This is a genomic window from Aphanizomenon flos-aquae FACHB-1287, assembly GCF_014698755.1.
Classification (GTDB): domain Bacteria; phylum Cyanobacteriota; class Cyanobacteriia; order Cyanobacteriales; family Nostocaceae; genus Dolichospermum; species Dolichospermum flosaquae.
In genome coordinates, this window is sequence record NZ_JACJTO010000068.1 from 1 (window position 1) to 11050 (window position 11050).

Genomic DNA, 11050 nt, shown 5'->3' on the forward strand with positions numbered 1-11050 from the left:
TTTGTCTTATATCAGTCGAATATGCTGCTGCCATATATATCTCAATTATTTTCTTTTTTTTCCATCTTTAAAGTTTACCATCTTTGTACCGCTTTTGATCTCAAACTGCTGTAATACAATTTTTTTAGAAACTATCAATGCCAGTTATCCCATTTATCCCAGTCAGGTAGCACCCCAACAAAACCCCCTCATTCATGACTGGGACCCCCTAGAATCTGCTGTTAAACTAGCTCATGCACGGGGGATGGAATTACACGCTTGGGTGTGGGTATTCGCCGCCGGCAATAGCGCTCATAATCAAATTATTAATGTTAGTCCTAACTATTTGGGACCTGTACTAACAGCACATCCCGATTGGGCTAATTATGATAATAAAGGTAATATAATTCCCATTGGTCAAACCAAGCCTTTTTTAGATCCAGCTAATCCCCAAGTCCGCGAGTATTTACTGAAATTATATACAGAAATTGTGACTCGCTATCAGGTAGACGGTATTCACTTAGATTATATTCGTTATCCTTTTCAAGACCCCTTGGCTGGTCGCACCTATGGCTATGGTAAAGCCGCTAGGGAGCAATTTCAACAGCAAACTGGTATAGATCCTTTGACTATTTCCCCCAGTCAACAGGATTTATGGCAACAGTGGACAGTATTCCGTACCCAACAGGTGGATAACTTTGTAGCGGAATTAGCGCAGACGTTGCGACAAAAGCGGAAAACTCTGATTCTCTCAGTGGCTGTTTTTCCCCTTCCAGAATATGAACGTATCGAAAAAATTCAACAACATTGGGAAGTATGGGCAAGACGAGGAGATATAGATTTAATTGTACCAATGACCTATGCTTTAGATACACCCCGATTTCAGGGATTAGCCCAACCCTGGATTACTTCTACAAAATTAGGCTCTACTTTGTTAGTTCCCGGAATCCGTCTTTTGTCATTGCCAAATATAGGTGCATTTGATCAATTACAATTGGTGCGAGATTTACCCGTTAATGGTTATGCGTTGTTTGCAGTGGCAAATTTTAATGATGAACTAGAACAAATACTTAATAGTACCCAAGGGATTAAAAATGAACCTATACCCCAACGGCAACCTTTTCGCACTGCGGCGTTTCGTTATGCAGCTTTGCAAAGGGAATGGCGGGTAGTACAAAAAAATGGTCAGTTAGATAAGTCTGCAATCTCTACTACTGAGTTTAAACAGATGGATAAGGAATTGCAGGACGCGCTAAATCAACTGGCCTCTGTACCTTCTGCTATTAATTTAATTACGGCTAGAAAAGCTCTCAATCTCCTCCAATCTCAATTTCCCACATCGTTACAAGCAGAAAATCAAGGGGATTCCTATCAAGTTATAGTCTGGGGAAACCGTCTTTTAGCTATTGAAAGACTCCTCCGTTTCGGTGAAAGAAGGTTAAATATGCGTCGAATCAATGATACTACTATTAAGTAGCTGAAAACCCTCTTACTCTTGCCTATTGCCTGACTTTTAAAACCATCCTTCCTGTTCGAGGGTTTCCACTAATTGTAAACCGCGAGGATCTCCTACTCCCAGTAGTGCAGCTTTGGTATCTTCTCTCACTCCTAAATCTTCGTCTTCGGCAAAGGCTTGAATTAATGCGTCTATGGCTGTAGCATAAACAACATTAGATGGTAGTTCTTTACAAAGTTGGCCAATTGTCCAAGCGGAGTTACTACGCACAGCGGCTATGGGGTCTTTAACCAAAGCTTCAATCAGGGCAGGAATTGCACCGACAATGGCTTCATATCCTACTTCTGTCATCTGTGCTAGGGCGCTGGCTGCCCAGAGACGAACGGCGGGAATATCGGTTTTTAGGGCATCTATGAGGGGTGCTAAAGAACGATGATCGCGGCAATTTCCTAAAGCCCAGACTATACCCTTGCGAACATAACCATTCCAGTCGCGGTTGAGTTGTATAATTAATGGTTCTACGGCTTCTTTAGCAGGGTTGCGACCAATACCATAGGCGGCGCTAACTCGTACTAGGGGACAGTTATCTGTTAATAGATGGATGAGATGGGGTGTAGCCCGTTGATCTTGAAGATCACAAAAAGCACGCGCTGCTAACATCCGTTCCTGGGGGTGGGGATTTTCTAGGAGTACCAGCATTAATTCTGCATCAGGTTTTTCCACTTCTGATTCATCAGTAAGTGGTTCTAGTTGGTCTAGAGGGGTAATAAGCTCCTCTTCCGCATCAAGTAGGCTGAGTTCGTATTCGTCGTACATAATTATTCCACTGTCACCCTATTCCCTATTCCTTGTTTCTTGTTCCCTTTTCCCTAACTCCAGTGATTTTAGCATCCAGAGGGATTGTTCTTGATAACCAAATTGATGATAAAGAGTTAATGCGGGTGTATTGGCTTGAAATACTTGTAGTCCGATTTGGTGATATCCTTTTTGTCTAGCCCAATCTTCTATATAAGCCATTAATGCTTTGCCAATACCTCTGTGTCTATGTTCTGGGATAACGTAGAGGAGAAAAATATGCGGATGGCGATCGCCGCTTACCTGATCTATAGCATTTCCCAGCCAAAGACAAGCTATGGGGGAAACTTCCCTGTTCTCTGGACTTTGCTCACCTAACTGTTCAGATACCCACCATAAAGGGGTATCACGGGAGAGGTATTGTTCAACTGTACGGGCTAAGTGAGAAAAGTCCTGATCAGGGAATTGTTCTTGATAAGTCAATCGCATAAACTTGACCAAGAGGGCTTGATCCAGAGTAGAACCTTGACGAAGGGAATAGCCGGGAATGAAATTCACAATAGACTTATTCCCCAATTACCTAATTATCATGCCGATGGGAGCGGGGGCTGCCATATCAGAGGGTAAAAAGATGCGAGCGCTGACTGCTGCCAAAGCTATGGCAAATATCAAAACGGCAATCAAAGGGGCTATATACTGACGAAAAATAGTCATGTTGTTGATTCCAAACAAATAGCAATAGTATTGAACTCATCCTAGCAATTATTCAGGTTTAGCAAACAACTACTATTGCTGATCTTGGTCTAACTCATTGAGAACTTTTTCACAGTACCAATTTTCAGGCATTCCCGGAGCGTTTTGTTTAGCTTGCTCAATTAACCTTTCAGCCGCCGCCACATCTCCTGATAATCTAGCGATAAGGCGATTTTTGAGGTAGTTGCCAGTCACTGCTTCATCTGGTGGGTTGGGGATGCTAGGATTGATTGTTTGCAGGGGTTCGCGTCGCAGTTGCCAAAATAGGACGTAATAAAGTGTACCAAAAATTAGGATCAGGCTGATAGTTCCCAGGAGTGTGAGAAGATTAACGGCCAGATTTTGGAGAACTAACTGTGAGAGGACATAGCCCAGTAATAGTCCTGTAACTATTAGAACGAACGTACCGACAAGAATAACTACTTGTGTTCCCATATATCTTCTGCTTCTAGTCCTGGTCTATTTGCTGCCAATGCTTTGGGATTCCAAGGGGCAACAATAGGTAATAGTAACAAACCAGGTAACGCTGCTACAAGAGAGAGCAAGAAAAATGTCGGCCAACCTGTGGCTGTAGCCCAACTACCTGCGGGGGCGGAAAGTACGTCTCGACTAATGGCCATCAAACTAGAAAATAAAGCGAATTGAGTGGTGGTGAATCGGTGATTACAGAGACTCATCACAAAGGCGACTGTTGCAACTGTCACTAGTCCAGCGGAGAAGTTTTCGATGTTCACTGCTATTACTAACAGAGAATAATCTTTTTTGTGAGCTATCGCTAGGGCATAATAACCTAAGTTACTCAATAATTGCAGCCCCCCAAATATCCATAAACTGCGATTTAAGTTAATTTTGGTCATGATCACACCGCCGGCTAATACGCCCACGGTGGTGGCAAGAAATCCCATTCCCGCTTGGATTGCACCTATCTCGGTTTTGGTAAAGTCTATTTCTCTCAGAAATAAATTGGCTGTAATCCCAACTAAAGAATCACCTAGTTTATAGAGAAGGATAAAACCTAGTGTTAAACTTGCTTGTTTGAGGCCAAAGCGGTGGAAAAATTCTTTAAAAGGCAGAAAAATAGCTGTTTGTAAGTTTTGAGGGGGGCTATTTTCTTGAACTTCACCCAGGAGAGAGTCTGGTAATAATAATGATGCTGTGATCCAAGCAACTAATAATCCTGCTAATAATAAATAAAATACACGCAGGGGAATGAAGCCCACAAAAACCCCAGTAATTAACCCTGCTACTAGTAAAGTGATCAAGACTATAAAAATTACATCTTCCCAGGAAATGGGCGCTAGTTGTGTTTTGTCTTGCAGTTTGTATTCTGCCGGTGACCACAAGGTAGTAAATATACTGCCTGACATAATCACTGCCATAAGTAAATATACTAGATTCCAAGGGAGATAATCTGCTAAAACTAAGGACAGGGAACTGGTGATAAATAGGGCGATTCGGTAGCCTAATACCCACACAGATGCACCTGGTTGAGCCTCTAGGGGGTTTAAAATGTCCGTACGGTAGGCATCCCCAGCGATGTCCTGAGTGGCACTGAGGAAGGTAATAATTAGGCAATTAATGGCCAGAATTTGTAATATCTGGTTGTTTTGGGCTGGTTGTTGAATCGCAAGGGCAGCGATCGCTAATACTAACCCAATTTGGGTGATAATTAACCATCCTCTTCTTCCATCTAAGAATGGTGGTGTAAATCTATCTAATAGTGGCGACCACAGGAATTTTAAGGAATAAGGTAAACTTAATAACCCAAATAAGGTGATACTGGCAATATCAACTTTAGCATCTTGCATCCATAGTTGTAGGGTTCTACTAGTAAGAAATAGGGGTAGACCTGATGCAAAGCCTAATAATAGTAGAGCACCCATTTTCTGGCTTTGGAAGGCCTGTCGCAATGCTTGAATTTCTTTCATAGAGATGATCTTGCTATGCTGGCTAAAGAAAGTAAAATTAGGATCTTACTTTCTTTGTGGATAGTTCAATTAGATCTTCAATTTTCTTAATATTTTGATCTCCTGCTAAGTAACCAATACCTCTATGTAAGTGTAAACGAAATTGGGTAATCAGGGTTTCTCTGTCTGTATTTAAACCATCATTATAGCAGCGTTGTTTCAGGGCTAACAATAAAATATCTGCTATTTCTCCACCAAAAACCCGCCATGTCATTTCGACGTTACTATCTTGGGGAATAGGTATGGGTGAAGGTGCTGTGGGTTCTGCGAGGGAACGACAAAAAGCCCACCGACATAATATGTTCCATTGTTCAATTTTGGTGCTGCGTTTGAGTTTGAGTAGTTGTTCTTTGGCTGTTTGGGAAAGTTTGATTCTTTCTATTGGTGATTCCATGATTTTGGTGATTGGTGATTGGTGATTGGTAATTGGTGATTGGTGATTGGTAATTGGTGATTGGTGATTGGTGATTGGTAATTGGTGATTGGTAATTGGTGATTGGTGATTGGTAATTGGTAATTGGTGATTGGTGATTGGTGAGGAAAACCTATTTGTTACTATTTCCAGTTCCCAATGAGTTTAAGTAAGCATTTAACTTGGGTGAAAGTTCCTCTATTAACGGTTTGAGAATATTTACTTGTTCAACTGTTAATAATTTACGAACATAAGCAAGTCGCATCCAATGAATTGTTTCATTTAGAGAACCTCTAGCAATTTTAATAAAGCGTTTATTGTCTTGAAAGTTATAACGTCCTCTACCCTCTGCTATATTTGTTCCAATGCTATCTGCTGAACGCACAATCTGCTTACCAATTGTATCTTTACTGAAATTATCCCATCCCATAACCACTTTCCAAATTTCATTTGCTAATTTTTCCGATAACTTATAAACTTGTAACTCTTCAAAATCTGGTCTTCCCATTACCCATTACCCATTACCCATTACGAATTACGAATTACGAATTACCCATTACCCATTACCCATTACCAAAAATAACCGGGTTTGATTGTGGTTTCTCGTTTGTTGGAGTTATATTGGAGGAGGTATTCACGGGCTATGGCTTCGGTTTCTTGGAGGGTTTGATATTCTTTTTTAGCGATTTCGGTGTCGGTGGAAAGGAGAATTACTTGATGGCTGGCTGAGGGAAAGTATCTTTCTACTAGGTTGTTACGGTGGGAGGAATCTAGTCTTCCTAATGGGGTGTCTATGGCTATGGGTAAACGTCTTCCTGATACTTTGGCTAATCCCCATAAAAATGCGATCGCTAATAGTTGTTTTTCTCCTGCTGAAAGCCGATGTTTGGGAACCGGTTTTCCATTTAAATCATATAATGATAAACCGAAGGTTTTACTGTCTATGGCTATGCGATGTACCAGGTTTGATTTATGTAATAAATATAAAAAACAGTTTTTTACTTCTTCTTCCAATTTGTTCAATTTTTTCAGGGTTAATCTTTCTCGAAATATTTTTAATGTTTGTTGCACTTTTCCGGCAGAATTAATAATATGTTCACTATTTTGATATTTGAGATTTTCTACTGTATATTCATTTAATTCTTGTTTGAGTTTTTTGGTTTCCGCATCTAATTCTATCAGTTTTTGATTCATTATTTCTGACTGGGATTTCATTTTATTAAATTCAGTTTGTGTCTGTTTGACTGCTTTTTGTAGTTTTGTATATTCTTCGGGTGCGGCCGCAGTTTGTACTTGTCTGTCTAAGGTGAGAATGTCTTCTTCATTATTAGTTAATTCATCTAATTGCTTTTGGGCTGTATTTTGGGAAATCTTCAACCGATAGGTTATATTATCAACTAAACTTAAGCTTTCTTCATCTGCATTTAACCAGGTATTTTCTGTGGATAAGTTATTGCTATATAAGTTATTAATATCTTCTGCTAAAAAAGACTGAATATTAGTAAGTTTATTGGTTTCTAGATTTAATTGTTTTAGCCAATTCAGTAATCTTTCATCTCTGGCAATTAAGACATCTTTAGCTAATTGAATTTGTTGAGTTTTCAGTTCTTTTTCTCCCTGTCTTTGAACTTGAGATAATAAAGGACTAATTAAGGCTAAAGGTAAAACATCAGCACCTATTTCACGTAATGATTCACGGAGGTTATTAGCAACTTTAATTTTCTCTTCTCTTTGTTGTTCTAATTGACTACGTTCAGCGGCAATTTTACCACCTTCATTAACAAATCTATCTAAAGCTTCTTCATGGATTTTTTCTAATTCTGTAACTTCAATATTCAGATTTATTAATTTTAGATTATTCTTTTTGTATTCTTCCTGTTTTTCCTGGAGTCTGGTTTCAATTTCTTCTAATTTTGCTAAATCTTTTGTATCTGCAAATTCTCGTTTTTTGCGATTTACTAAAATCTCTAAATCAATTGCTAATTTATCGGCTAATTCTAAACCCAAAAGTCCGTTAATTGCGTCAACAACTATGGGCGGGGGTATTTCCTGCTCTGCAAGTTCTTTAACTTGTTCACCGTCAAATAGAAATAAATTAGAAATACCTAAAGGTAAGATATTTTCTATATATTCATCCCAAATATTAACCAAGGAATCAATTGGCCAAGTTTCATCATCTCCTAAAATACCTAAATGGTCTTTACCGTCTTTCGGATTTTTTTCCCAAGTCCGCACAACCCGATATTTGATAAGTTTATCTTCTTCGATATGTTCAAAAACCAATTCAATTCTGGTTTTTTCTGTGGGGTTAGCTTTACTATTGACACATTGGGTTAAAAAATCACTATAACTCAAATTTCCTCTAGTTGAACATTGGGCGCGTTGTCCATATAATGCGAGACGAATGGCATCTATTAAGGTGGTTTTTCCACCACCATTCATTCCTCCTAAGAGGATAATTGGACGGGTGTTATCTTCATCAATTTGGGGGTTGAGGTTGATAATTTGTTTACCGGCATAAGGACCGAAGTTTTGCAGAACTAATTCTAGGAAGATCATGGTTTTTTGTGATTTTTTTGTGTTTTTTTAACGAACCACAGAGGCGCAGAGGACGCAGAGGAAGAGAGAAAGGAGATATTATCTCGTTCCCTGTCTCTGACAGGGAATGCTGTCAAGAGGCTCTGCCTCGGTTATAATGAGTTGAGGTAGAACTTCAAGATTGGCATTCCCAAGCCAGAGGCTAGGAACGAGGGTGGGGAGGATATTCTATTGGTCTGGGTTATCATTTGGGTTCTTTTGTGCATATTTGAAGTTAGCCCAAGTTTGTGGTTTAGTCTGTTGTTTTTCGGGGGTATCTCCTAATGTTAATTGTTTAACTTTTTCCCGAATTGTAGCAACATCACCTTCTAAGGCTGCTTGTCGTAAATCTCTTTTTAAATGGGCATTTCTAATGGCTACTTCTGGAGAACGGGAACTTGTATCAAAGCATTTTTCTAGGGTTTCGTAGATACCGACCCGGCGGGTTTTTTTCTTAAATTGTCTTTCTGTATCTAATAGTCTAGCCATTAATTCTAAGTGCATTCCGTCACCGTCACATATTTCTTCTAATACTCCCCATTCGTCAGTACCAAGAATACTTTGATCTGCACCAGGACGGGGATCTTTAAATACTTCTCCTGTCACTTCTTCATATATTCGGGGTAAACTATCATCAAATTCGTGTTTTTCTTCTAACCAGATTCGGCGAATTTCACTCAATTCTGCTTGAGAAATAAGGGTAAGGTCGCGCATATTTTCTGGCGCATTTTCACGCATTTCTTTTTGCGCTGTTAATAATTTTCTTAACCAATATTCTCGCCAATATTTTGTATATGGTCCGGGTATAGGTTCAATAGATATTCCCCCGTCTACATTACGTTCAAATAATTGAACTTCTCCCCGTAAACGGCGAAAATCTCTTTTTTCTCGGTCACGGTCAACATCTAATTCAGCACGAAAATCAACTAATGGTTGTAACCATTCTTTTTCTTCATCATTTTGAATCATTGCTTGCATAGATTTATCACCATTAACCAATGTACAAACCCAGCAACCAAAGCGAGAACTACCACAACTAGGAGTAGAAGTGTCAACAACTAAAGGACATTCATTATCTGCTGTTGCACCTCTATACATAGAAAATAAATCTTTATTGCTATGTCCCCAAGGGTTTGAAAACTGCATTAAATATAGCCAAACTTCATCAGTTCGCCAATCTTCAATAGGTGTGTAAAGTAGAGAATTTATTAAATTAGGATGAGGACAAAGGCGTTCTCTAACTCGACCTACTTCACGTTTTATCATTATCAAACCGCGAGTTATGCTTTCAGTTTTTCGAGTTCCTAAAATAACAATTGTTTCACCATTAGCTCTCACAACGTCACGAATAAAAAGATTAGAAGGTTCAATTTTTAATCGTCCAGTACACCAGCGAAATTTATTACGCGGTGCTGGGTAGCCTTTACCAATTAAACCTGCCCAATATGTTTGTTTAGTTTCTGGTTGCAATAAATGAGGTTGCATTGGCATTTTCTGCTCTTTAGCAGCAACTTCTATTTGTTTTAATGAGTTTTTTACCCAAGCAGAAACATAGGGATTTTCTACTTTCCGGTGGAAGTTCAGAAATTGCATTCCAAATAAGTTGTAAAGTAGCAGTGCTGTCTTTCCCCCCTGAATAGCCTACGACCCAAGGTATCTCATCTAAACAATACAATTCTTGAATTTCTGTGGTCAAAGCTTGGATATACTCCACTAACTCTGGTACAGTACGATTTTGCTGATTTTTAGTTTCTGGCTGTTCTGAATAAGTCATTTTTCCCCCATTTGTAGATACATGAACCTAAAATCAATACTTCCCTAGGAGAGGATGGAATAATTTAGTATATAAATTAACTTAGCTATGAGTACAACATATTTTTAAAAATTACATCATTAGTATCCATTTTTTTTGGATAATAAAGCAACAATTAGTCAAGAATTTTTTAAAAATTAACATGAATGATAATACAAACAAACTAAATAATCAACTCGCTAATGAGTATCTAGAACGGGAAAATAACGATAAACAGGTATTAGCTTTACTGCTAGACCGGTTTTTAGAGAAAAAAGACCAAATTCTTGTCCAAAAAACCGAAATGGGTGGTACAGAGGCTTATGTAGGTTCTGTCACCTTAGAATGGTTCGCAGGACGGGTACATTTTGCGTCAGGTTTACCCCTCCTGCAAAAAAAGTACAACCCGGATACGGAAAATATTGAAATTGATGCTGATAGCATTGATGAAATTCAACAACGTCCTGTTGATTGGTCGCGTCAAGCACCGTTAGTACAGTATTTAGCAGCAAGAAAAAACCATAAATTTCCGGCTGTTTTGGTGGTAATTAATCAACCTTGGGTAGATAACCCCAAAGCAGCGGAGTGGGATAGTCAAGGACGGGCTAAAAAAGCGACTACTGATTTTATACCTTTAGATAAAGATGGTAAGGTCGGTTTACTGAATATTTCTGAAGAAAATGTGACAATTTATGCTTTAGATGGTCAACATAGATTAATGGGTGTACAGGGCTTAATGGAATTAATTAAATCTGGGAAACTCCAACGTTATAAAAAGGATAAAACTGCTGATGAAAGTTTTATCACTTTATCTGATTTGATTGATAAATATCAAGTAGAACCTGCTTATTTACAAACTTTATCTAAAGAGAAAATTGGTATTGAATTTATTTGTGCAGTTAATGCTGGAGAAACTCATACGGAAGCAAAACGACGAATCAGATCAATTTTTGTTCATGTAAATTTGATGGCTGCACCTTTAAGTAAAGGTCAGTTAGCACAATTAAATGAAGATGATGGTTTTGCTATTGTAGCGCGAAAAATTGCGGTTACACATCCACTTTTAGAACAAAAACCAAATCGCAATTCCCGTGTTAATTGGAATAGTGCCACAGTAGCCGCTAATTCTACAGTTTTAACCACTTTACAAGCCCTACAAGCAGAAATGTTGAATGTCGTTACAAAACTTTACATATTTAAGTATAGTAGTATTATCAAGGGTAAAAATGTCAACATTTCATAATATCTTCCATCCAATGAACATAACTGATTTGTTGACACATACAAGCTTGAAGATAGCGGAATTTATCTAACATCTT

Annotated in this window: 9 protein-coding genes and 2 pseudogenes; 2 read left to right on the forward strand and 9 right to left on the reverse strand. The window is 38.6% G+C overall.

All coding sequences use genetic code 11. From position 1 onward, the window contains the following. A partial coding sequence (locus H6G44_RS19400; protein ID WP_190595389.1) for a glycoside hydrolase family 10 protein occupies positions 1 to 1456 on the forward strand: 1456 nt, incomplete at its 5' end. A 36-nt stretch (positions 1457 to 1492) separates the two neighbouring features. Here the strand turns inward: H6G44_RS19400 and H6G44_RS19405 are convergent. The 9 genes and pseudogenes from H6G44_RS19405 to dndC all read right to left on the reverse strand — a co-directional run bounded on the left by H6G44_RS19405 (position 1493) and on the right by dndC (position 9713). Next, positions 1493 to 2251: a HEAT repeat domain-containing protein gene (locus H6G44_RS19405; protein WP_190388196.1), complete on the reverse strand. Its 759-nt coding sequence runs from the start codon at positions 2249 to 2251 to the stop codon at positions 1493 to 1495. A gap of 18 nt (positions 2252 to 2269) precedes the next feature. Next, positions 2270 to 2788 carry a GNAT family N-acetyltransferase gene (locus tag H6G44_RS19410; protein WP_311138913.1) on the reverse strand — a complete coding sequence of 173 codons (519 nt, stop codon included), beginning with the start codon at positions 2786 to 2788 and terminating at the stop codon, positions 2270 to 2272. An 18-nt stretch (positions 2789 to 2806) separates the two neighbouring features. Beyond that, on the reverse strand, positions 2807 to 2944 hold the full coding sequence (locus H6G44_RS19415) for a hypothetical protein (RefSeq protein WP_190388197.1): 138 nt from the start codon (positions 2942 to 2944) through the stop codon (positions 2807 to 2809). A 72-nt stretch (positions 2945 to 3016) separates the two neighbouring features. Next, positions 3017 to 3418, reverse strand: coding sequence for an ABC transporter permease (locus tag H6G44_RS19420; protein WP_190388198.1), 402 nt, complete (start codon positions 3416 to 3418; stop codon positions 3017 to 3019). Then, positions 3403 to 4911, reverse strand: a complete 1509-nt coding sequence (locus H6G44_RS19425; RefSeq protein ID WP_190388199.1) for an AmpG family muropeptide MFS transporter — start codon at positions 4909 to 4911, stop codon at positions 3403 to 3405. Before H6G44_RS19425 ends, H6G44_RS19420 begins: the two co-directional genes overlap by 16 nt. 37 nt (positions 4912 to 4948) lie before the next feature. After that, complete coding sequence (gene dndE, locus H6G44_RS19430) at positions 4949 to 5344, reverse strand: DNA sulfur modification protein DndE (RefSeq protein WP_190388200.1); 396 nt, start codon at positions 5342 to 5344, stop codon at positions 4949 to 4951. 151 nt (positions 5345 to 5495) lie between these two features. Further along, a complete protein-coding gene (locus tag H6G44_RS19435; RefSeq protein WP_190388201.1) occupies positions 5496 to 5870 on the reverse strand; it encodes a four helix bundle protein in 375 nt (124 codons plus the stop codon). 62 nt (positions 5871 to 5932) lie between these two features. Beyond that, entirely contained in the window at positions 5933 to 7921 is a 1989-nt protein-coding gene (dndD, locus tag H6G44_RS19440) for a DNA sulfur modification protein DndD (protein ID WP_190388202.1), read from the reverse strand. A gap of 207 nt (positions 7922 to 8128) precedes the next feature. Next, positions 8129 to 9713: pseudogene (gene dndC / locus H6G44_RS19445) on the reverse strand (DNA phosphorothioation system sulfurtransferase DndC). Positions 9714 to 9894: 181 nt separating this feature from the next. Between dndC and H6G44_RS19450 the strand changes: the two are divergent. Continuing rightward, positions 9895 to 10890 (forward strand): annotated as a pseudogene (locus H6G44_RS19450) (DGQHR domain-containing protein); the annotation flags it as partial. Positions 10891 to 11050: the final 160 nt, after the last annotated feature.